This is a genomic window from Streptomyces fulvoviolaceus (assembly GCF_000718165.1).
Taxonomy (GTDB): Bacteria; Actinomycetota; Actinomycetes; order Streptomycetales; family Streptomycetaceae; genus Streptomyces; species Streptomyces fulvoviolaceus.
Genome location: NZ_JOEY01000033.1, coordinates 140,262 through 161,136, shown reverse-complemented (window position 1 = coordinate 161,136; position 20,875 = coordinate 140,262). Strand labels below are relative to the sequence as shown.

Sequence of the window (20,875 nt, the reverse complement as noted above, 5' to 3'; positions counted from 1 at the left end):
CGTGAGCGCTCTCACCACGCTCGCCGCCGACGGCTACAACGGCACGGTGCTCAACGGCGCCCTGCTGGTCGCCCTGCCCATCGCCCTGCTCGGCGGCCTCGTCTCCTTCTTCTCCCCGTGCGTCCTGCCGCTCGTCCCCGGCTATCTCTCCTACGTCACCGGCGTCGCCGGCACCGACCTCGCCGAGGCCCGCCGCGGACGGATGGTCGCCGGCGCCTCCCTCTTCGTCCTCGGCTTCACCGCCGTGTTCGTCTCCAGCGGGGCCCTGTTCGGCTACTTCGGCACGACGCTCCTGGAGAACCAGGGCGTGCTGTCCAAGGTGCTGGGAGTGCTCATGATCCTCATGGGTGTCTTCTTCATGGGCCTGATGCCCTGGATGACTCAGCGGGAGTTCCGCTTCCACAAGAAGCCCGCCACCGGGCTGGTCGGCGCCCCGGTGCTCGGCGCGCTGTTCGGCATCGGCTGGACCCCGTGCATCGGCCCGACCCTCGCCTCCGTGATCGCGCTCTCCTCCCAGCAGGGCAGCGCCGGCCGCGGGGCCATACTGACGGTCGCCTACTGTCTCGGCCTCGGCGTGCCCTTCGTGCTCGCCGCGGTCGCCTTCCGCAAGGCCCTCGGAGCCTTCGGCTGGGTCAAACGGCACTATGTCTGGGTCATGCGTGTCGGCGGCACCATGATGATCGTGACCGGTCTGCTGCTGCTGACCGGCGCGTGGGACGCCCTCGTGCAGGACATGCAGTCCTGGTCCAACGGCTTCACTGTGGGGATCTGATCCATGAGCAAGACCACCACCGGCGCACCGACCGGCGAACCCCCGGCCACCGCCCAGGACGACCAGGACCTCGGCGCCGCCGGCTCCCAACTGTCCACCGCGCCCGTCGAGTCGCTGAGCAGCGTGCCGGGCCTGGGTGTCATCGGCTGGGCCCGCTGGTTCTGGCGCCAGCTCACCTCGATGCGCGTCGCCCTGCTGCTGCTCCTGCTGTTGGCGGTCGGCTCGATCCCCGGCTCGCTGATCCCGCAGTCCGGGACCGACGCGACGAAGGTCGCCGACTTCGTCAAGAACAACCCCACGCTCGGGGACGTCTACGAGAAGCTCGGCCTCTTCCACGTCTACAGCTCGGTGTGGTTCTCCGCGATCTACATCCTGCTGTTCGTCTCCCTCGTCGGCTGCATCATCCCCCGCACCTGGCAGTTCGTCGGCCAGCTGCGCGGCCGCCCGCCGGGCGCGCCGAAGCGCCTGACCCGGCTGCCCGCCTACACGACCTGGCGCACCCAGGCCGAGCCCGAGCAGGTCCGCGAGGCCGCGCTCGCCCTCCTCAAGAAGCGCCGCTTCCGCGCCCACCTCGCCGGTGACGCCGTCGCCGCCGAGAAGGGCTATCTGCGCGAGGTCGGCAACCTCGCCTTCCACATCGCGCTCATCGTGATGCTGACCGCCTTCGCCTGGGGCCAGCTCTTCAGGACCGAGGGCAACAAGCTGGTCGTCGAGGGCGACGGCTTCTCCAACACCCTCACCCAGTACGACGACTTCAAGTCCGGCAACCTCTTCGACACCGACGACCTGGTGCCGTTCAGCTTCCTCCTGAACAAGTTCACCGGCACCTACGAGACGAGCGGACCGAACAAGGGCACTCCGCGCACCTACCAGGCCGCCATCACCTACAGCGACGGCGCCTACGGCAAGGACAAGAAGACGATCGTCAAGGTCAACGAGCCGCTGGAGATCGGCGACTCGAAGGTCTACCTCACCGCCCACGGCTACGCGCCCGTCATCACCGTGCGCGACGGCAAGGGCGACGTCGTCTACCGCGAAGCCGTCCCCCTCCTTCCGCTCGACTCCAACGTCACCTCCACCGGTGTGGTCAAGGTCCTCGACGGCTACAAGAACGCCAAGGGCGTCAGCGAACAGCTGGGCATCTCGGCCTTCTTCCTGCCGACCTACACCAAGGGCAGCGAGACGGCCTCGACCTTCCCGGCGCTGAACAACCCGGTGCTGAACCTGACGCCCTACCACGGCGACCTCGGCGTCGACTCGGGCATCCCGCAGAGCGTGTACCAGCTCGACAAGACGCACGTGAAGGAGTTCAAGGACTCCAAGGGCGCCCAGCTCAGGGAGAACCTGAAGCCCGGCGAGACCATGAAGCTCCCGAACGGCGCCGGCACCATCACCTACGAAAGCACCGAGCAGTGGGCGAACTTCCAGGTCACCCAGCAGCCCGGCAGCGGCTGGGCCCTCGCCGGTGCCATCGCCGCGATCTTCGGCCTCGCCGGCTCCCTGTTCATCCAGCGCCGCCGCGTGTGGGTGAGGGCGGTGCGGGGCGCCGACGGTGTGACGGTCGTCGAGATGGCCGGACTCGGCCGGAGCGAGTCCGCGAAGCTGCCCGAGGAACTCGGCGACCTCGCCGGGGTCCTGTACGACCGAGCCCCCGGGGCGCCCGACGGCACGGGGGCGGAGCCGGACAGTGCGTCCGACTCCGACGCCGCATGCGCCGAAGGGGCAGAGAATTGAATCCTCTCCCGCGCGGAACAAGGGAGATTCCTGGCTCTCGCCGCCTGGCGGACCAGCGGCCCCCCAGGTCTTCCACGATCAACGCCAGCCGGGTTGAAACCAGCCCGGTAACACGACACCAAGCCTCCCGTAGCCCTCACCGCCCGACGGCAAGTCGCCGGGATATTCACCCGAAGGAGTGTTGAGGTGACTCTCGCCACCGCAACCGATCTGGCTGCCGCGACCAACGAAAGCCTCGCGAATCTCAGCAACACGCTGATCTACTCCGCGATGGCCGTCTACACCCTGGCCTTCTTCGCCTACATCACCGAATGGATCTTCGGCAGCCGCAGCAAGATCGGCCGCACCGCCGCCGCGCTCACCACCGAGGGCGGGGCGAAGGCGCCGGCCGTGACGGTGAACAAGGCCGGCAGCACCGCGGTACTGGAGCGGCCGAAGGTCGTCGTGCGGGCCGCCGCCGGGGCGCGTGACGTGCCCGACGGGCCCGGGGCGCACGGCGGGGACGAGCAGGGCGACCTCTACGGGCGTATCGCCGTGTCCCTCACCGTGCTCGCCTTTCTCATCGAGCTGGGCGGCGTCATCGCCCGCGCGGCCTCGGTGGAGCGGGCGCCGTGGGGCAACATGTACGAGTTCAACATCACCTTCTCCACGGTCGCCGTCGGCGTGTACCTCACGCTGCTCGCGCTGAAGAAGGACGTGCGCTGGCTCGGACTGTTCCTGATCACGACGGTCCTCCTCGATCTCGGCATCGCCGTCACTGTCTTGTACACCGCCAGTGACCAGTTGGTTCCGGCCCTCCACTCGTACTGGCTGTACATCCACGTCTCGACGGCGATCCTGTGCGGCGCGGTCTTCTACGTGGGCGCGGTCAGCACGATCCTCTACCTGTTCAAGGACTCGTACGAGAACAAGCTGGCGAGCGGCGGCAAGCCCGGCAGTTTCGCCACGTCCTTCCTGGAGCGGCTGCCCGCCTCGGCGTCCCTCGACAAGTTCTCCTACCGCGTCAACGCGGCCGTCTTCCCGCTGTGGACGTTCACGATCATCGCGGGCGCGATCTGGGCGGGCGACGCGTGGGGCCGCTACTGGGGCTGGGACCCCAAGGAGACCTGGGCGTTCATCACCTGGGTCGCCTACGCCTGCTACCTGCACGCCCGCGCCACGGCCGGCTGGAAGGGCCGCAAGGCCGCCTACCTGGCCCTGATCGCCTTCGGCTGCTGGCTGTTCAACTACTACGGCGTCAACATCTTCGTCAGCGGTAAGCACTCGTACGCGGGCGTGTAAGTCCCTTACGGTGAAGGCCGGTTCCATGTGACTCAGGTCACGGGAACCGGCCTTCGTCGTCCGGACAGGTAGATGGACGTGGATACGAATCTGCGGAAACGCATCCGCGCGGGGGACCACAACGCTTTCGGTGAGCTCTTCGACGCGTACGCACGCTCCGTCTACAACCACGCCTACCGGCTCACGGGGGAGTGGTCGACCGCCGAGGACGTCGTCTCGCTGACCTTCCTCGACGCCTGGCGGCTGCGCGCGAAGCTCGACGAGGAGGGCGGTTCCCTGCGCCCCTGGCTGCTGGGCATCGCCACCAACGTCACGCGCAACACCCGCCGCGCCGCCCGAAGACACGCCGCCGCCGTCGGCCGCCTGCCCCGGGCGGAACCCGTGCGGGACTTCGCCGACGAGGTCGCCGGGCGCCTCGACGACGCCGCGCAACTGGCCGTCGTACAGACGGCGTTGGCGAGGCTGCGGCGGGCCGAGCGGGAGGTGCTGGCGCTGTGCGTGTGGTCGGGGCTCGACTATCAGGCGGCGGCCGAGGCGCTCGGGGTGCCGGTGGGGACCGTACGGTCACGGCTCTCGCGCGCGAGGACAAAACTGGCGAAACACATGGAACTCTCCCAAGCGGGCGGACAGATGACAGATGACCGCACCACCGCGGTCAGGCCCCTGAGGGAGGGAAACCGATGAACGAGCTTCCCGAGAAGGACCTTCCGCCGGGCCGTCACCGACTGCTCAAGGAGCATCTGATGACCGAGATCCGGCAGGAGACGCACCAGAACGAGGCCCGGGCGCGCAGGCCCTGGCTGCGCCCCGCCCTCGTGGCGGGAGCCGTCGCGGCCGTCACCGCCGTGACCCTCACCTTCGCCGTGCCGTCCGGCTCCGGCGAGTCCGCGCCGCCGGCCGCCTCGCCGTCGTCCGCCCCGTCCGCCCCGTCCACCTCGTCTGCCCCGCAGAACGCCGCGGCCCTGCTGGAGGACATCGCGCTCGCCGCCGAGCACGCCGATGTGCCGAGCGATATCCGTGACGACCAGTTCGTGTACATCAAGAGCAAGGTCGCCTGGTCCTCCCAGGAGGGCGACGGGCCCGCGAAGCTCGACCCGGTTCACCAGCGCGAGCTGTGGCTGTCGGTCGACGGCAAGGAGCAGGGCATGGTGCACGAGCCGGCCGTCCGCTCCGACGACATCCTCCTGGAGGCCCAGACCCCCGGCATCCCCTCCAACACCGACTACCGCCACCTCCAGACCCTGCCGACCGACCCCGACAAGATGTACGCGTGGCTGAACAAGGTCAGCGGCGACGGCAGCAGCAACAAGGACGACGCCAACTTCGTCCTCGTCGGGGACCTCGCCCGCGAGTCCCTGATGCCGCCCGCCCAGGCCGCCGCCCTCTACCGCGCGGCCGCGAAGATCTCCGGTGTGTTCGTGATCGACGACGTGGTGGACGCGGCCGGCCGGCACGGGATCGCGGTCGCGCGGGTCGACGCCGGGGAGCGCGTCGAGCTGATCTTCGACAAGGAGACGAAGGAATTCCTCGGCGAGCGCGAGGTCGCGGTGAAGGACCTGCCGTATGGCTTCAAGAAGGGGGACGTGACCGGCAGCAGCGCCGTTCTGGAGCGCACGGTCGTGGACGGGCGCGGCGAGCGGCCGTAAGCCGCGGAGCGTCCGTAACCACGTGCGGAACCCGTCACCAAGGGTCAGGCTGGTGCTATGACCGGATCCATCGAACAGGGCACCAGTCAGACCCACGGGAACACGCACATACTCCACTTCCTGGTACGGCTTCCCCGGCCCATGGAGCAGGTCTGGCCCGCCCTCGCGACGGCGGAGGGGCTCGCGGGCTGGTTCACCCCCGCCCACGTCCTCGAACCCAGACTCGGCGGCGCAGTCACGCTGCGTGACCTGGGGGAGGGGCGGGTCACGGCGTGGGACGTCGAGCGGGTCGCGGAGTACACGGTCGGGGACGGCGGGCGGATCCGCTTCCATCTGGAGCGGGACGGGGAGGACGGGGCCGCTCTGCGGTTCACCCACGAGTTCCGGGGGGACGGGGAGTCGGAGCAGCGCTGGCGGGCACGGTTCGAGCGGCTCATCGCCCTCCTGGAGGCCGACCTCAAAGACCCTTAGGACGGCGGCAGGCACTCCTTCGCCGGCGGCTTCCCCTCCGGCCAGGCGATCTTGACGAACTTGGCGCGGCCTTCCGGGGTCAGTTCCACGATGGGGACGGCCTTGTCGTACGGGTTGCCGTGGTTGTCGAGGCAGATCCAGCCGCTCGCGCCGTTCACACGCTGCTGGGTGCCCTTGATGAACCGCCACTCGGTGCGGACCTCTTCGAGTGTCGGGTAGGTCTTCCCGTCGCCCTTGGCGTACCGGATGCCCTGGTAGGTCAGGCGCATCGCGTCGTAGGCGATGATCAGCTGTCCGTCCTCCAGGTCGATCCTGCCGATGGGGCCCACCTTGTCGCCCTGGCCCTCGCGGACCAGCTCCCGGAGGACCTTCGCGTCGTCGGCGCTGCCGCCGGTCGAGGGCGGGTCGGTGACCCAGGCGTCCGGGTGGGCGAGGGCGGTGTAGCGGACGGTGAGGTTGTGCCTGAGGGCGTCCCAGTCCAGATCCTTGTCGCCGGTCAGGTAGGAGCCCTCGTCGCCGGTGAGCAGGGTGAACTTCCGTTGCTGACAGCCGCGTTCGCCGAGCGCGTTGATGAACTGGCGCAGCTGGGTGTGCCGTCCGGCGAAGAGGATCGTGTCCGTGCCGGCGCCCGTGTCGCAGACCAGGTGGGTGATCTGCTCGAAGTCGTTGGGGGTGCTGCCCTCCTCGCTGCGGTCGTCGGGCGGGTTGAACGACCAGGGAGCGTACGGCGATCCCTTCAGCAGCTTCTGGAACGACTGCTGGAGCGTCCACGCGTAGGGGTCGCCGTGCTCCTTGTCGTCGGCCTTCTCGTCGTACACCAGCACCGCCTTGCCCGCCGTGACCTTGGCGAAGGAGGTGAGCGCGCGGGCCTCGTCGGAGTTGGTGGGGGCGACGCGGGCGAGCCCCGGGAAGGGGTTCTTGCCGTTCTGCCCGTTGGCGAGGCTGTCGGCGGTGATGGAGGTGCCGATCACCGCGATGCCGCGGGCGGTGAGCGACTTGACGGCCTTCTCGTTGTTCACGGTGCTCAGCCCGATCCCGGCGACCGCCCGCAGCCTGTCCTCGCCGCCGGTCATCCCCTCCAGCTGGTCGACCGTGTGCTTCCAGTGCGCGCCGGTGGCACCGGGGTTGGCGAGCACGAGCCGGATCGCCGGGACCGCGCCGTTGGAGAGGTGGTTGGCCTGGTACTGCGCCAGATACGCGCCCTGCAGCTCGTGCAGTACGTCCCCGAGGTTGTCGGCGTCGGTCGCGGTGAAGGGCTCCAGCAGGGCGACGGTGACGTAGTCGCCCTTGATGGACTTGTTCTCGCGGTCGATCGCCCTTACGGCGTCCCGGAGTTGGGGCCGCCCCCAGGAGTAGGCGGTCGCCGAGACGCCCACGCACTCGTCGCTGCCCTCGGGTTTCACGACCCCGGCGGCGCAGGCGCGGTCGTCGTGGGCGAGCGTGCGGACGGCGAAGCTCAGGCCGCCCAGCACGACGAGGGTGAACAGGAGGCCGAGGTAGCGGCGCAGGGGGATCTCCCAGACGCCCTCGCGCAGCCATGTACCGAAGCCTCTGCCGGCCATCAGGCCTCCCCGTCCCGGTCGTCGCTGTCGTCGCCCTCGTCGTCCGGGACGCCGTCCTCGGGCCAGTCCCGGGAGGCCCGCCACAGCAGCGCGTTGCCCGCGGGCCGCAGGTTGGACAACTGCTCCAGCTCGTACCGGAGCCGGTCGCGCACCTTCGGGTCGGGCAGCGCGAGCGGGTCGGTCAACTGCCACACGGCGTGCAGCAACCGCCGTACCCGCAGATGCAGTACGGCGTCCACGTCGTCCGGCACGACCTGCGCCGCGTCCGTGTGGCCGAGCGCGATCGCGGCCCGCCGGTCGTCGCGGGCGGCGAAGTCGCGGCCCTCGGCGTCGTGCGCGTGGAAATAGGGGGCGGAGGCGACGAAACGCAGTGTCCGCAGCCAGGTGCGGGTGTCCAGGCCGGCGAAGGTGTCGCGCAGGTACGCCACCGCCGACTCCGGGCTGCCCAGGGCGAGTTCGTGGTGCAGCCGGTACCGGGCGCGCGAAGGATCATCCCCGTCTGTGGGCGCGTAGTACCGGATCAGCGTCTCGTGCGCCTCGCGCCACTGCCGGTGGTCGGCGTCCCGGTGGTGCAGCCGGAGCAGCAGCAGCGTCCGCACGAAGGAGTCGCCCACGAACCGCCCCCGCACCTCGGGCAGCCCCTCCTGCACCAGGCGCGTCTGCAGGGCCCGTACGTCCGCCGGGCCGAAGTCGTCCGGAAGGACTGCCTCGGCCAGCGCGGTGGCCGAGTCGTGGTCGTGGGCGGCGGCCAGCACCGTCAGCTCGTCGAGGCGGTCGGCGGGCACGAGCCGGTCGAGGAGTTCGAGGTACGTGGGCCGTCCGTCGCGGTCCTCGTGCAGCCGTACGTCCGCCGTCAGCAGTTCGCCGAGCGAGGCGGCGCCCGGCAGGTTCTGCGCGGCGGAGTCGGCGAGCAGGACGATACCGAGCGGACTGCCACCGCTCAACCGGTGGGTGGCCTGCGGGAGTTGGGGCGGCACGGGCGCGTCCGTGCAGACGGCACCCACGAGGTGCAGGGTGTCGTCGGGGCTGAGCGGGGGCAGCGACACCAGCAGGGCGCGGGAGGACGGGGCCGCCGGGTCGGGCGACCAGTCGCTGCGCCGCGCGACCTCGGGCAGGGAGCGTCGTACGGCGTTGCGCAGGGCGGTGCGGTCGTCGCCGCGCTGTGCGGCGATGAACACGACCTGGTCGGCGATCCCGTCGGAACGGTCCCGCAGTACGGCGTCCCGCAGGCCCGGACCGGGGGCGCTGTGGGCGTTGTCGACGAGGACGAGCGGCCGGCCCAGGCGCTGCATGCGCGGCAGGACGCCCGTGTAGGCGTCGGAGAGGTCGGCGAGCAGGGCGCGTACGAGATGCCGCTCGGCGTGCTCGCGGGAGGTGCCGCCCGCCCGGAAGTGGTCGGACAGCTCCATGAGGCCGCGCGCGGGGTTGCCGCTGGCGTTGGGATAGTCGCGCCACCAGGCGGCCGCCCGCTGCTGGCGCCGGCGCACATAACTGTCGGAGAAGGCCTCCAGAAGGGCCCCGATGGCCGAGGAGACCAGGGTTCCGGCGCCGCTGGTCACCACGGTCATGACGTCGGCGAGCGTCCGCCCGACCCACCGCCCGGTGAAGCCGATCATCCAGGAGCCGGATTCGTTCAGCAGCAGGAACCGCCGTACCTCGTACCGGATCCGCTCCGAGTCGGCGTCCTCCCAGCCGCTCGCGGCGACGGCGACGAGCCCCGACAGCAGCCGCGGGAACTGGATCCGCCCCGCGCCTGTCACCGGCTGGGCCAGTTGCTCGGCGAGGATGAGCAGCGCCTGCGACACCGGCGACCAGGACCGCGCGGGACGCCCGGCCGGCGGCCCCGCGAACTGGGCGTCCTCGCAATTGATCAGCGCGACCGGGGTGTGCCCCCGGTAGGCGTCCCGCAGCTCGCCGAGCAGCGCGGTCTTGCCCAGCCCGCGCCCGCCGGTGAGCACGACGAAGGGGAGTTCCTGCGGATGTTCCGCGCGAGTGGCCCGGTGCTGGTGCGGGCGCAGTCCCACGAGCCGCGGGGCAAGGCCTGCCGGTTCCGTGTCGAACAGCGCTCCGCGCCCGTGCAACCGTCTGTGCACCCGCATCTCCCCCATGCGCGCTGTGTATCAACACCAGGGTAAGTAGGGGGAGTTGGTTCGGACTAGATCGCGTGGTGTCCGTTGGGTTACGAAATTATCGGTGTTGTCACTCCACGGTGATCGAATCCAGCTTCTCCCGCAGGTAAACATGCGAGTCGACCGCCTCGTACGCCACGCGCCCCACCGGAGCGGGCACCGACTCCACGCGCGTGCCCGGTGTGCACTCGCCGAAGTAGACGAGGGACATCAGCTCCTCGGCGGGCGCGTCGGCCGGCGGCGGCAGCACGCGGTGCCGGCCGGAGCGCCAGCGGTCGCCGGTCCAACGGGCCATCAGGTCACCGATGTTGATGGTGAACGCCTCCGGGTCGAAGGGCGCGTCCTCCCAGCCGCCCTCGTCCGTGTAGACCTGCAGCCCGCCCTTGCCGGCCTGCCGGTCGAGGATCGTCACCGTCCCGAAGTCGGTGTGCGGGCCGATGCGGAACTGCCCCGGCTGCGGCTCCCCGACGACCTCGGTCCCCGGGTACCAGTTGATGTTGAAGCCGTAGGTCGGGTGGTCCATGTGCTGCGAGAAGAAGTCGGCTTCGAGCCCGAGCGCCTCGCCGAGGAGGGAGAGGAGTTCCTTCTCCAGGACGGCCATCCGGTCCAGGTACTCCTCACAGAGGGTCTGGAGCTCGGGCACCTCCTCCGGCCAGACGTTGGGCGCGTACCACTCCGCGTTGACGACCGGGTCCTCGAAGGGCTCGTGCGTCGCGAAGGTCAGCGACTCCTTGAGGTCCGGCGGGGTCTCGGTCCCCTCCGAGTAGCCGTTGGCCTCGGCGCCCGGGCCGAGCCAGCCGCGCCCGCCGACCTTCGCGGTGTACGGCTGCTTCACGTCCACGGGCATCCGGAAGAAGGTCCGCGCGCCCTCCCGGATCGCGGAGCGCAGGGCGGGGTCGACCCCGTGCCCGGTGACCAGGAAGAACCCGGCGGTCTGGAGGGCCTCGTCGAGGGTGCGGGCGATCTGGGCGCGGACCTCGGGGTCGCCTTCCACCCACGGGCGCAGGTCGATCGTAGGGATGCGGGGATTACTCACCGATGTCCTCGTTCCACAGTGCCGGATTGTTCTTGATGAAGTCGCGCATCATGCCGACGCACTCGGGATCGTCGAGGAGCACGATCTCCACGCCGTGCTCGGCCAGCCAGTCGTGTCCGCCGTGGAAGGTGGCGGCCTCGCCGACCACGACCCGCGAGATGCCGAACTGACGGACCAGACCGGAGCAGTACCAGCACGGCGAGAGGGTGGTCACCATCGTCGTACCGCGATACGTCCGCTGCCGTCCCGCCGCCCGGAAGGCGGCCGTCTCCGCGTGCATCGAGGGGTCGTCGTCCTGGACGCGGAGATTGTGGCCGCGGCCCAGCAGCGTGCCGTCGGCGCCGTAGAGCGCGGCGCCGATCGGGATGCCGCCCTCGGCGAGCCCGGCGCGGGCCTCCGCGACGGCGGTGGCGAGCCAGGTGCGGGCGGTCGCCTGATCCATAGGGTCCATGACTTCACTCTCCTGTGGCGGAAACACGAGGGCAACGTGCGGAAAGTACTCTCCGGGCAGCTCACAGCCGGACGAACTGTCGGGAGGCGCGATGCCTGCACTCACCTTGCGTGAAGTCCTGGCCCTCGATCCGGTGCGGGCCTCCGAGCCCGAGCTCCTCGCCGGCGAGGGCGCCCTGGACCGCCCGGTGCGCTGGGTGCACTCCAGTGAGGTGTACGAGGGCGCGAACTTCCTGGACGGCGGCGAGCTGCTGCTGACCAACGGCTTCGGGCTGACGGACACGGACGCGGAGACCCGCCGGAGGTATGTGCGCGAGCTGGCGGCGCGGGACGCGGCCGGGCTGGCGGTGGAGGTGGGGCGGTCCCTGCCGTCGATGCCGGACGAGGTGACCGACGAGGCCCGTCGGCTGGGTCTGCCGCTGCTGGCCCTGCGCCGGGTCGTGCCCTTCGTACGGATCACGGAGGCGGCGAACCGGGCGATCGTGGCGCGGGGCCTGTCGGGCCGCTCGGTGGTCCGCCCGTGGGGCGACGACCATACGGCGGCACTGCTCGCCGATCTCGCCGACCGGGCGGCCCTGAACCAGCCCGAGGTGGAGGCGCGGGCTGCGCTGGCCGGGTTCCAGCCCAGGCCCGGAGCCCGGCTGATCGGGGTGTCCGTGCACGGCACGCGCGAGGTGGGCGCGGTGGACCGGGCGGTACGGCAGCTCGGCGGCGCGGGTCTGCTGCGGGCGGCGTTTCCGGGAGACGTCCTGGCCCTGCTCGCGCTGCCCGGCAGCCGGTCCGGTGACCCCATCCGGGCGGTCCAGGAGGCCTTCCGCGGTGTCGCCGAGCCGGGGTTGACGGTGGCCGTCGGGCACGCCGTCGGCGCCGACAGCGGCTGGCTGCGCTGGAGCGACACGTTGCGCGCGGCCCGGACGACCCTGGAGCTGGCGCTGACCGTCCCGGCCGCCGAGCCGGGCGCACCGGAGGGCCCGCTGGTGACGTCCTCGCGCGCCCTCGCCCTGGAACGGGAGCTGACGCGGGGCGGGGTGGACGCCAACCGCGACCGGCTCGCCCGCCTGGTCCAGCACGCGCTGGGTCCGTTGCTGGCGTGGGAGGCGGCCCATGCGAGCGACCTCGTCCGCACGCTGGAGGTCCACCTGCGCAACGGCTGCTCACCCACGCGTACGGCGGCCCTGCTGCACATCGGCCGGCAGTCCCTCTACCAGCGCCTGGAGCGCATCGAGTCGTTGCTGGGCCTGGAGATCGGCGACCCGGACCTGCTGGGCGAGCTCCTGGCGGCGGCTTGTGCGCACCGGGTGGTGCGGGGGATGGGGGAGTCGGCTGGGGTGCGGTTGCGGACGGTGGCCTGACCTCGGCTTCAGCGGAGGGTGACCTGGCTCGGCCCGTTGAAGGGCGCGTAACACGTCACCGTCCGCGGGGTGCGCAGGACGTCGTCCTCCGCGAACAGCTGCCGCGCCGCCTCGAAGGACGCCTCGCCGCAGACGACGGGCGCGACCCGGTCGTAGAACGCACGGGACGACTCCGGCAGTGGCTCCCCGGGCTTGCCCTCGTCCTCTCCCCATACGTCCCACAGCAGCGTCTCCACCTTGTTGAGCGCGGCGAGGTCGAGCCGGATGCTGCCGGCCACGTACCGCTCGCCCCGGAACGGCCCCTCCGCCGGCGGGTGCAGCCCGAAGGTCTCCGGGTCCGCGCCGCGCTCCCGGATCGCCCGCCATGCCTCGCCCGCGACGAGGAAACGGTCGCGGGGGACGTCCATCGGGTCGAAGTCCACCTTCCAGTGGCCGGTGACGAAGGGGTCGGCGAGCTGGGCGTCGGCGAACAGCCAGCCACGTTCCTCGTCCCAGTACTCGGTGACGACGTGGTCGACATGGAAGCTGTCGGACCCCCAGTAGTCGGCGAAGCCGATCCGGATGCGGGCCGGGATGCCGAAGTGGCGCAGGAACGAGCAGTGCAGCAGCGAGAAGTCCCGGCAGGTCCCGACGAAGCGGTCCTGGGGCTCGCGCCGCTCGGACAGCGGGGTGTCGTTCCGCTGCACGAGGATCCGCAGGATGTCGTCGATGTAGCGGGTCTCGGCGTCGTTGTGCAGACGGTCGACCGGGTGGGTGTGGCCGAACAGGTCGCCTTCCATGCGGTGGATCAGCAAGTTCCGGGAGACGCGGGCGAGTTGGGCGGGGTCGCGCGGCAAGTCGGCGTAGACGTGGGCGAGATCGCCGGGGTCGGAGAACGGGCTCTGGGCGGCGTGGAAGGCAAGGGCCTCCGGAGTCTCGGGCATGACCGGGACCATGGCAAAATTCGCCGCAAAATGTCCAGAGGTCCCGTCGGGAAACCTCGGTAACAGGTCAAGTAACCTGTGCCGACCAGCGCCGCGTCAGCGGCAGTTGGGCCCCGGCGGGAGGAAGAACGGTCATGGTTGCTGCTCCGGTTCTGGAGGAGCTGCGCGAGGTCTGCCAGCCGCAGGCCAAGCTGGCGAGTCGCAACGGCGAGCACTGGGCGGGCCGGCTGTACATGCGGAGCGTCTCGCTGCGCCTCACCCGCCAGTTGGTGCGCACGCCGGTCACTCCCGACCAGCTGACCTGGACGATGGTGGTGTGCGGGGTGGCCTCCGGGGCCGCGCTGATGATCCCGGGCCTGACGGGCGCCGTACTGGCCGTCGTCCTGATGCAGCTGTTCCTCCTTTTCGACTGCGTGGACGGCGAAGTCGCCCGCTGGAAGGGGCAGAACAGCGCGGCGGGGATATACGTCGACCGGCTCGGCGCGTATCTGGCGGACGCGGCGCTGCTGGCGGGCGCCGGTTACCGGGCCGCCGAGTCCGGCGTCGGCGGCTGGCTGTCGATCGGCATCGCCACCGCGCTGGGCGTCGTCCTGCTGAAGGCCTCCACGGACCTGGTGGACGTGGCCCGCGCCCGCCGCGGCCTCGGCGTCGTCGACGACGAGTCGACCCGCCCGCGCTCCCAGGGCGTGGCCGCCGTCCGCCGCCTCGCCGCCGCCTTCAAGATCCACCGGGTGACGAACGGCATCGAGGCGTCACTGGTGCTGCTGGCAGCCGCTGTACTGGACCAGATCACCGGCGACCTCGAGCCGACCCGCTGGGCCCTCGGCGCCCTCGCCGTCATCACGTGGGTGATGGTCCCGGCCCACCTGCTGTCGATCCTGTCGTCGTCGCGGCTGCGGTGAGCGCCGACCGGCGGACAGTCGAGAACCGGCCATGCGCTCAAGGTGTACGTGGCTTTAACAAGGTGCGTCCTGTGCGCATTTGATGACTACTCTCCTTCGAATCTGTTCAAGTCCCGTACAGCGGGCGAACATTCGGGGGTGGGGAGTGTCAGAAAGATGCTCAGGTGTCGTCAGTAGAACCGTCGTGGCCTTCGCGTTGGCGGCATCGCTGTCCGCGGTCGTCGGCAGCGCCGAACCGGCCACGGCGGCGCCGGACGTCTGTGAGCTCACTGAGGAGGAGCTGACCGTCTACAACCTGCCGGCGGGCACGTCGGTGATCCTGTGCGACGCGGTGGGGCGCGTGGTCACGTACGAGGGGACCGGCATCGAGGTGCCCGAACCGGGCACTTCGGTGACCGCCCACGCGCTGACCGACGACGGCGAGCACGCCGGTTTCGCGCTGCAGGTGTCCACCGACGGCATCATCTCGTACGACCTCACCGAAGGAGAGAGCGCGGACACCTCCACCGAGGGGTCCGACGTCGCCGACACCACCAGGAACCCGGCCGAGACGCCGGTCACCGACTCGGACAGCACCGACGCGGACGAGGTCGACTCCGGCAGCAGCGAGGCCGAGGTGGCGGACGTCGACGCGGCCGCGTCACCCGGGGCGTGCAGCGACAGCACCTACGCGACGTACGACCTCAAGGAGTACGGCACCTACAACTGGTACATCGGAGACGGCGGTCTGCCGGCGGGACTGTCCAAGAACGACGCTCTGTGGGCGTTCTACGAGGCCCTGGACAACATCACCGAGAGCAACAACAACTGCGGCTACAGCGACCAGGTCGACGCGCACAAGGCGAACTTCCTCGCCTACACGAGCTACGAGGCCGACATCAGCAGCAGCAACAACTGCACCGACCGGGACGGACTCAGCACCTGGGACGCGGGCGACCTCAAGAGCGACACCGTCGCCTTCACCTGCGCGTGGAGCTGGGCGACGCCGGGCGTCAAGAACGACCTGCGGGAGGCGGACGTCCGGTTCAACACCGTCGACAAGGACTTCACCAACAAGCCGACCAGCAGCTGCTCGAACAAATACGACGTCCGCTCCGTCGGTACTCATGAGGCCGGTCATGTCTTCGGGCTGAAGGACATCTATGGCGCGCACGGCAACCTCACGATGTACGGAAGCTCGATCAAGTGCTCCACGAGGGCCAGGACCCTCGGCAAGGGTGATGTTCTCGGCCTCCGCAGCATCTACTGAGCCGGAGCGGATGCTCCAGGAGGGGGTACCCAGATGAATCCCGCGAAGGCACTGGTGGTGGCGGCCGCTGCCGCGATGGCCGTCGGTTGCACCGCGTCCAGCGGTGGCGGCGGTGGTGAGTCCGATGCGTCCTGTGTGTTCCAGGTCGAGTACGACCGGCGCATGTACTCGGACGTGGCCAACGCCGAGTTCGAGGTGGGGAAGAAGCTGGGCCCGGCCGTCCTGCCGCGCTGCGACGACTCGTCGGACGACGACGGCGGCACGGCGTCGTCGGACCCGACCGTCGCCTACGAGATCGAGGGGGTGGATCCGAGCATCGCCATCGCGGTGGACGCCGCACCCGAGGGCGTCCTCTTCGTCGCGGAGGAGTACGGCAAGGAACTTCCCCCCGAGATCGAGAAGCTGATCAAGGGCTCCTGACGTCCGCGGTCTCCTCCGGGAGGGCCGGTGGTACTCCGCCGGCCCTTTCCCGTAGGGCTACACCCGCAGCAGCAGCTTCCCCGTGCTCGTCCGCGCCCCCATCAGCCGGTGCGCCTCCGCCGCCTCCTCCAGCCCGAACTCGGCCGTCACCGGCAGGGTCACCGTCCCGTCGGCCACCGTCGCGAACGCCCGCTCGGCCAGCGTCCGCAGCTCCGCCGGGGCCGTCTTCGCCAGCGTCAGGATCGAGAAGCCGCCGACCGACACCGCCGACGGGTACAGCTCGGGCTGCCCCACGCTCCAGGCCGGCGCCGAGCTCGCGTTGCCGAAGGAGACCAGGCGGCCGAAGACCGCGAGCGAGGCCAGCGAGGCCCGGAAGGTGTCGCCGCCCACCGGGTCCAGCGCCAGGTCGACCCCGCGGCCCCCGGTCGCCTCCCGCACCCCCGCCTCGAAGTCGCCGACGAACACCTCGTCGTAGCCGTACTCCCGCGCGTACGCCGCCTTCGCCGCGCTCGACACCACGCCGTACACCGCCCCGGCACCCGCCGCCTTCGCCAACTGGCCCGCCACCGTGCCGATTCCGCCCGCCGCCCCCTGCACGAGCACCGTCTCGCCGGGCTGCAGCCGGCCTACGGCGTTCACGAGGGCGTACGCCGTCGGCAGCACCGTCGGCAGCGTGGCCGCCGTACGCAGGTCGACGCCCGCCGGGACCGGGAAGACGGTCACCGCGTTCGCGACGGCCACGTCCGCGTAGGCGCCGCCCTCGGTCAGGGCCGTCACCTCCTGGCCGACGGTGAGGTCCGTGACGCCCGCGCCGACCGCCCGGACCCGGCCGGAGACCTCGAGTCCCGGCCGGAAGGGCAACGAAGGCACCCGGTAGCCCTCCGCACGCGCCTTGAGGTCGGCGAAGTTCACCCCGGCGTACGCCACGTCGACGCTCACCTGGCCGGGGCCCGGCTCGGGGACCTCCGTCTCCACGACCTTGAGGACCTCGGGACCGCCGTACTCCTGGATCTCGACCGCGCGCATGGCAATGCACTCCTCGTGGACTGCTTCAGACTGTTCAATGAAAAGCGAACACTCGCGACTGTATGGTTTTCATCGAACACTCGCAACCGGCGAGGGAGTGTGGAGCAGGGAGCACGGCGTGGCACAGCGCACCACCGGCACCGGTCATCGGGCCGCCCCCGAGCACACCCACCCCGACGACGTCCCCGTCCTGGCGGCTCTCGCCGCGCTCGCGGATCCCGTACGGATGCAACTGGTAAGGGAGTTGGCCGGCTCCGTCGACTGGTCCCGCAGCTGCGGCACCTTCGACGTGCCCGTCGGCAAGGCGGCGCTCAGCCACCACTTCGCGGTGCTGCGCGCGGCAGGGCTCGTGGAACAGCGGGACGAGGGCCCCAAGCGGGTCAACCGGCTCAGGCGGGAGGAGTTCGACGCCCGGTTCCCGGGGCTGCTGGAGCTCGTCCTGCGCGACGGTCACTGACGTTCCCAGACCGTCGCGGTGACGTCGATGCGTTCGGCGTCGGGGACCGAGGTCACCTCGACGTAGCCGACGCGGCCGTCCCACGTTCCGACGCAGGCCCGGTCGCCCACCTGGACGTCCAGGGTGTGCAGGCCGCGGTTGGCGTTGAGCAGGGTGGCACACCGGTCGTGCGTCGGTGCGCCGGAGTCGCGCCAGGCCACGAGCGCGGCGTCGCTGTACAGGACGCCGGCGCCCTCGGTGTAGACGTCGCCGTTCACCGCGGACCCGGGCGGGGTCTGGTCCAGCCACCAGCCCCTGGTCATGGTGTCGCCGTTGAGCTCCAGCGTGCCGTGCCAGCGCACCCGGCTCTCCGCCACCGGCGATGCGGGCGGCGGGGTCGGGGAGGGTTCCGGCGGGGAGGGCGGGGGTGTGGTCGTCGGCGGCGGGGAGGCGGTCGCCGGTGGCGTCGTGCTGGTCGGGTCGTCGGGGAACGACGTGTCCGGGGCGGGGGTCGAGGGCGTGGGGGTGGTCGTGCGACCGCCGGCGTCGGTCCCGGTCGCAGGTCGCGACAGCGCGATGGTCAGGGTCACCGTGGCCGTGATCAGGGCTGCGGTCAGCGTGCCGGTGAGCCCGATGAGCGCCGCCTTCACCGCGGTGTCCTGGCTCCGGAACCAGTTGAGAAGCCTGGCCGCCATGAGGTCCCTCTCGTCCCGATGGACCGTCAACTGTACGGACGAATAAGGGGCCGCACCTGCTCCATGGCCTTGTTCCAGATAAAGTTTCTAGATCTGGTTTCTAGAAAAAGCTTCCAGCCGGGGCGTGCCTGGTCTCACTTGTGCGCTCGCCCCACCCGCCGTTCACTTCGGCTCCGCGCTGACCGACCGCCAGATCCGCTCGGGCAGGATCCGCGCGGCCTCGTCGAGGTCGACGTCCTCGATGCCGGAGAGCCAGCGGCGGGCGAGGCCGATGACAGGGCCCAGGACCAGGGACTCGATCAGGGGCATGGGGAGCGGAGCGATCTCGCCTGCCTCGATGTGGGGTTGGAACCAGGCGGCGAAGGCCGACACGGGGGCTTCCTGGCTGGCGCGGGCTTGGTTGCCGTCCGCCATCCCCTTCCGGTCGGCGGCGGGGGAGTGCACGAGCAGGGCGGCGTCCCGGTGTTCCTGGATGAAGTCCAGGTAGGCCCGTACGAGGGCGCCGATGCCCGAGCGGGCGGTGCGGGAGCGCTGCAGGGCCGTGACCACGTCGCCCAGCATCCGGCCCATCCAGCGGAGCGTGAGGGCCTCGACGAGGCCGTCGATGCTGCCGAAGTGGTGGTAGAGGCTGCCGAGGCTGACGCCGCTGGCCTTGGTGACCGCGCTGACGGTGAGGCCCTGTTCGCCCTTCTCCGCGTACACGCGCAGTGCGGCGTCCAGGAGCAGATCGGCGGTCGCCACGCCGCGTTGCTGCTTGGGGCTCATCTGATTCCGCCGATTCCGCTTACAGAGATCTAGAGTGTTTTTCTAGAAAGATCTTCCAATTCTATCGCCTGGCGGCCCAAACTTACCCCTGTGGGACACGAGCGTCCGCCCGGCCGTGGGGGGAGCGGGTGGGCGTTCGTGTCTCTCGACGACCGAGGACGGCTCGCGAACGGGGAGACGGGGACGACGTGTCAGAGCTGCGCGGAAGTGGCGCCGAGCCGCTGGAGGACGAGGATCCGCGGCGGATCGGGGGACTCCCCCTGATCGGCCGGCTCGGGTCCGGCGGCATGGGCCGCGTGTACCTCGGCGTCCACGAGGGGCGCTACGTCGCCGTCAAGCAGGTGCTGTCCTCCGTCGTCGCCGAGGACAAGGCCTTCCTGCGCCGCTTCGGGCACGAGCTGGACAACCTCGCCAAGCTGCCCGCGCGGGCCACCGCATCGCTGATCATCAGTGACCGCACCGCACGGCCGCCGTGGTTCGCCACCGCGTACGTCCCCGGCCTCACCCTGCGCGAGGCCGTCGAGTTGCACGGGGGTTCCCTGCCCGTCGGCGCTCTGTGGCTGTTACTGCGGGACGCCACCTCGGGGCTGGCCGCCGTGCACGCGCTGGACATGGTGCACCGGGACATCAAGCCCTCCAACGTCATGCTCACCCTCGACGGCCTCACCGTCATCGACTTCGGCGTCGCCCGAGCCGCGGAACAGAGCCAGCTGACCCTGTCCGGCATGGTGGTGGGCACCCCCGCCTACATGTCGCCCGAACAGGCCTCGGGGGCCCGGGAGTCGACCGGTGCCGTCGACGTGTTCGCCCTCGGCTCGGTGCTCGCGTACGCGGCATGCGGGCGACCGCCCTTCGGCGACGAGTCCGGGCACGGGGTGCTGTACCGCATCGTGCACGAGGAGCCCGACCTGGGCCCGGTGCGCGAACTGGCCCCGGAACTGGCCGACATCGTCGCGGCCTGCCTCGACAAGGACCCCGAAGCCCGGCCCACCGCCGCCGAACTCGTCGAACTCGCCGAGCGGCACGGGCCGTTCACCGCCCCCCTGTGGCCGGAGGCCATCACCGAGCGGCTGTCCGAGCGGGCCGCCTTCGCCGCGACGGTCCCGGAGATCGACGAGCCGTCCGTCCCCGTCCCGACCCTGCCGTCCGCCGAGCCGGAGTCGGAGTTGAAGCCGGAGCCGGAGCCGGAGCCCAAGTCCTCGCCCCGCCCCGAGCGGCGCGAACGTCGGCGCACCCGGATCCTGTTCGCCGCCGTTCCCGTCGTGGTCGTGGTGACCGGTACGACCCTCGCGATCCAGCTCCTGCCGAACACCTCCGCGTCACAGGACGAGGGCCGTGGAACGCCGTCCGCCTCGGCCTCGGCGTCGCTCACCCCGACACCGTCCCCCTCGGACGGGAGCCCCTCGGGCACGGCGACCCCGGGGAAGCGGTCGTCGGACAAGGAGAAGGGCGATGGCGGGGGCAAGGGGACGGGAGGAGCGCAGCCGGCCGACGGAGGCTCGGGCACCGGCGCGGGTACGGGCGCGCAGGCCGACTCCGGCGACTCCGACACCTCGGACGGCTCGGGCGGAAGCAGCGGCTCGGGCGGTTCCGGCGACACGTCCGGCGACTCCTCGACCACGGCCCCCGCAGCCACCGGCTACCACCGGCTCAAGAACGCCGCCGACGGCCAGTGCCTGGTGATGAGCGACTACAGCGGCCCGGTCCTCGGGGGCTGTTCGGACAGCCCGGCGTCCTCATGGGCCTACAAGAGCCTGTCGGGCAGCACGTTCCAGGTGGTCAACGAGCACACCGGCCAGTGCCTGAGCGGGACCACCACCTCCTACAACATCACGTCGGCCGCGTGCGACCGGAGCACCGAGCAGTCCTGGCGCACGGGCTCCGGCGGCACCCTGCAGAACATGTACAGCAGCCGGTGCCTCGACGAGTCCGCCGGCTGGCCGGTCACCTCGACCTGCGCGTCCGGCACGGCGTCGCAGCGCTGGACGAAGGTGTAGGCCCGGGGAAACCCCTCAGCCGGTGAGCT

General features: G+C 70.8%; 20 protein-coding genes. 12 read left to right on the top strand and 8 right to left on the bottom strand.

Features of this window, described 5'->3' with window-relative positions:
* The first annotated feature begins 1 nt into the window (after window position 1).
* The 6 genes from IG08_RS0132735 (at window position 2) to IG08_RS0132710 (ending at window position 5,904) form a co-directional block, all read left to right on the top strand.
* A complete protein-coding gene (locus tag IG08_RS0132735; protein WP_030610861.1) occupies window positions 2–772 on the top strand; it encodes a cytochrome c biogenesis CcdA family protein in 771 nt (256 codons plus the stop codon).
* 3 nt (window positions 773–775) lie between these two features.
* Window positions 776–2,506 carry a cytochrome c biogenesis protein ResB gene (resB, locus tag IG08_RS0132730; protein ID WP_030610858.1) on the top strand — a complete coding sequence of 577 codons (1,731 nt, stop codon included), beginning with the start codon at window positions 776–778 and terminating at the stop codon, window positions 2,504–2,506.
* 186 nt (window positions 2,507–2,692) lie between these two features.
* Window positions 2,693–3,787, top strand: a complete 1,095-nt coding sequence (gene ccsB, locus IG08_RS0132725; protein ID WP_030610855.1) for a c-type cytochrome biogenesis protein CcsB — start codon at window positions 2,693–2,695, stop codon at window positions 3,785–3,787.
* A 72-nt stretch (window positions 3,788–3,859) separates the two neighbouring features.
* Window positions 3,860–4,471: an RNA polymerase sigma factor gene (locus IG08_RS0132720; protein ID WP_199820940.1), complete on the top strand. Its 612-nt coding sequence runs from the start codon at window positions 3,860–3,862 to the stop codon at window positions 4,469–4,471.
* Complete coding sequence (locus IG08_RS0132715) at window positions 4,468–5,433, top strand: CU044_5270 family protein (protein ID WP_030610849.1); 966 nt, start codon at window positions 4,468–4,470, stop codon at window positions 5,431–5,433. Before IG08_RS0132720 ends, IG08_RS0132715 begins: the two co-directional genes overlap by 4 nt.
* 57 nt (window positions 5,434–5,490) lie before the next feature.
* Entirely contained in the window at window positions 5,491–5,904 is a 414-nt protein-coding gene (locus IG08_RS0132710) for an SRPBCC domain-containing protein (RefSeq protein ID WP_030610846.1), read from the top strand.
* Here IG08_RS0132710 and IG08_RS0132705 read toward each other — a convergent pair.
* The 4 genes from IG08_RS0132705 to IG08_RS0132690 form a co-directional block, all read right to left on the bottom strand.
* Window positions 5,901–7,466, bottom strand: coding sequence for a type 1 periplasmic-binding domain-containing protein (locus IG08_RS0132705; protein WP_030610843.1), 1,566 nt, complete (start codon window positions 7,464–7,466; stop codon window positions 5,901–5,903). The two genes, IG08_RS0132710 and IG08_RS0132705, sit on opposite strands and share 4 nt — an antisense overlap.
* The gene (locus IG08_RS0132700; RefSeq protein ID WP_030610839.1) at window positions 7,466–9,565 is read right to left on the bottom strand and encodes a hypothetical protein; all 2,100 of its coding nucleotides are present in this window, start codon (window positions 9,563–9,565) and stop codon (window positions 7,466–7,468) included. The genes IG08_RS0132705 and IG08_RS0132700 overlap by 1 nt, the downstream gene beginning before the upstream one ends.
* Window positions 9,566–9,665: 100 nt before the next feature.
* Complete coding sequence (locus tag IG08_RS0132695) at window positions 9,666–10,631, bottom strand: isopenicillin N synthase family dioxygenase (protein ID WP_030610836.1); 966 nt, start codon at window positions 10,629–10,631, stop codon at window positions 9,666–9,668.
* Window positions 10,624–11,082 carry a nucleoside deaminase gene (locus tag IG08_RS0132690; RefSeq protein WP_030610833.1) on the bottom strand — a complete coding sequence of 153 codons (459 nt, stop codon included), beginning with the start codon at window positions 11,080–11,082 and terminating at the stop codon, window positions 10,624–10,626. The genes IG08_RS0132695 and IG08_RS0132690 overlap by 8 nt, the downstream gene beginning before the upstream one ends.
* 91 nt (window positions 11,083–11,173) lie before the next feature.
* Between IG08_RS0132690 and IG08_RS0132685 the strand changes: the two genes are divergently transcribed.
* Window positions 11,174–12,433, top strand: coding sequence for a PucR family transcriptional regulator (locus tag IG08_RS0132685; protein WP_030610831.1), 1,260 nt, complete (start codon window positions 11,174–11,176; stop codon window positions 12,431–12,433).
* Window positions 12,434–12,441: 8 nt separating this feature from the next.
* On the opposite strand, the gene IG08_RS0132680 is transcribed toward IG08_RS0132685, so the two are convergent.
* Complete coding sequence (locus tag IG08_RS0132680) at window positions 12,442–13,356, bottom strand: transglutaminase-like domain-containing protein (protein ID WP_030610828.1); 915 nt, start codon at window positions 13,354–13,356, stop codon at window positions 12,442–12,444.
* Window positions 13,357–13,490: 134 nt separating this feature from the next.
* On the opposite strand from IG08_RS0132680, the gene IG08_RS0132675 reads away from it, so the two are divergent.
* From IG08_RS0132675 to IG08_RS0132665, 3 genes are all read left to right on the top strand, one after another.
* Window positions 13,491–14,258: a CDP-alcohol phosphatidyltransferase family protein gene (locus tag IG08_RS0132675; protein ID WP_030610825.1), complete on the top strand. Its 768-nt coding sequence runs from the start codon at window positions 13,491–13,493 to the stop codon at window positions 14,256–14,258.
* Window positions 14,259–14,442: 184 nt separating this feature from the next.
* Window positions 14,443–15,507: a zinc metalloprotease gene (locus IG08_RS61655; protein ID WP_030610821.1), complete on the top strand. Its 1,065-nt coding sequence runs from the start codon at window positions 14,443–14,445 to the stop codon at window positions 15,505–15,507.
* Between the two features lie 33 nt (window positions 15,508–15,540).
* Window positions 15,541–15,927 carry a DUF6281 family protein gene (locus IG08_RS0132665; protein ID WP_043455804.1) on the top strand — a complete coding sequence of 129 codons (387 nt, stop codon included), beginning with the start codon at window positions 15,541–15,543 and terminating at the stop codon, window positions 15,925–15,927.
* A 57-nt stretch (window positions 15,928–15,984) separates the two neighbouring features.
* Here the strand turns inward: IG08_RS0132665 and IG08_RS0132660 are convergent, their stop codons facing one another.
* Window positions 15,985–16,953 (bottom strand): quinone oxidoreductase family protein, encoded by a 969-nt coding sequence (locus IG08_RS0132660; protein WP_030610817.1) that lies wholly within the window; start codon window positions 16,951–16,953, stop codon window positions 15,985–15,987.
* Window positions 16,954–17,071: 118 nt separating this feature from the next.
* Here IG08_RS0132660 and IG08_RS0132655 point away from each other — a divergent pair, with 118 nt between their 5' ends.
* On the top strand, window positions 17,072–17,410 hold the full coding sequence (locus IG08_RS0132655) for an ArsR/SmtB family transcription factor (protein ID WP_030610815.1): 339 nt from the start codon (window positions 17,072–17,074) through the stop codon (window positions 17,408–17,410).
* On the opposite strand, the gene IG08_RS0132650 is transcribed toward IG08_RS0132655, so the two are convergent.
* Together IG08_RS0132650 and IG08_RS0132645 are read right to left on the bottom strand one after the other, a co-directional pair.
* Complete coding sequence (locus IG08_RS0132650) at window positions 17,404–18,084, bottom strand: hypothetical protein (RefSeq protein WP_030610812.1); 681 nt, start codon at window positions 18,082–18,084, stop codon at window positions 17,404–17,406. The genes IG08_RS0132655 and IG08_RS0132650 overlap by 7 nt on opposite strands.
* Before the next feature lie 162 nt (window positions 18,085–18,246).
* Window positions 18,247–18,849 carry a TetR/AcrR family transcriptional regulator gene (locus tag IG08_RS0132645; RefSeq protein ID WP_030610810.1) on the bottom strand — a complete coding sequence of 201 codons (603 nt, stop codon included), beginning with the start codon at window positions 18,847–18,849 and terminating at the stop codon, window positions 18,247–18,249.
* Window positions 18,850–19,037: 188 nt separating this feature from the next.
* Between IG08_RS0132645 and IG08_RS0132640 the strand changes: the two genes are divergently transcribed.
* On the top strand, window positions 19,038–20,846 hold the full coding sequence (locus tag IG08_RS0132640) for a serine/threonine-protein kinase (RefSeq protein ID WP_030610807.1): 1,809 nt from the start codon (window positions 19,038–19,040) through the stop codon (window positions 20,844–20,846).
* The last annotated feature ends 29 nt before the right edge of the window (window positions 20,847–20,875 follow it).

Bases quoted from the DNA above. Each gene is read 5' to 3' on its own strand.
- IG08_RS0132650 (WP_030610812.1), bottom strand. From the start codon at position 18,084: ATGGCGGCCAGGCTTCTCAACTGGTTCCGGAGCCAGGACACCGCGGTG.
- IG08_RS0132645 (WP_030610810.1), bottom strand. From the start codon at position 18,849: ATGAGCCCCAAGCAGCAACGCGGCGTGGCGACCGCCGATCTGCTCCTG.
- IG08_RS0132690 (WP_030610833.1), bottom strand. From the start codon at position 11,082: ATGGACCCTATGGATCAGGCGACCGCCCGCACCTGGCTCGCCACCGCC.
- IG08_RS0132710 (WP_030610846.1), top strand. From the start codon at position 5,491: ATGACCGGATCCATCGAACAGGGCACCAGTCAGACCCACGGGAACACG.
- IG08_RS0132685 (WP_030610831.1), top strand. From the start codon at position 11,174: ATGCCTGCACTCACCTTGCGTGAAGTCCTGGCCCTCGATCCGGTGCGG.
- IG08_RS0132665 (WP_043455804.1), top strand. From the start codon at position 15,541: ATGAATCCCGCGAAGGCACTGGTGGTGGCGGCCGCTGCCGCGATGGCC.
- IG08_RS0132700 (WP_030610839.1), bottom strand. From the start codon at position 9,565: ATGCGGGTGCACAGACGGTTGCACGGGCGCGGAGCGCTGTTCGACACG.
- IG08_RS0132705 (WP_030610843.1), bottom strand. From the start codon at position 7,466: ATGGCCGGCAGAGGCTTCGGTACATGGCTGCGCGAGGGCGTCTGGGAG.
- IG08_RS0132680 (WP_030610828.1), bottom strand. From the start codon at position 13,356: ATGCCCGAGACTCCGGAGGCCCTTGCCTTCCACGCCGCCCAGAGCCCG.
- IG08_RS0132675 (WP_030610825.1), top strand. From the start codon at position 13,491: ATGGTTGCTGCTCCGGTTCTGGAGGAGCTGCGCGAGGTCTGCCAGCCG.
- IG08_RS0132660 (WP_030610817.1), bottom strand. From the start codon at position 16,953: ATGCGCGCGGTCGAGATCCAGGAGTACGGCGGTCCCGAGGTCCTCAAG.
- IG08_RS0132715 (WP_030610849.1), top strand. From the start codon at position 4,468: ATGAACGAGCTTCCCGAGAAGGACCTTCCGCCGGGCCGTCACCGACTG.
- resB (WP_030610858.1), top strand. From the start codon at position 776: ATGAGCAAGACCACCACCGGCGCACCGACCGGCGAACCCCCGGCCACC.
- IG08_RS0132720 (WP_199820940.1), top strand. From the start codon at position 3,860: ATGGACGTGGATACGAATCTGCGGAAACGCATCCGCGCGGGGGACCAC.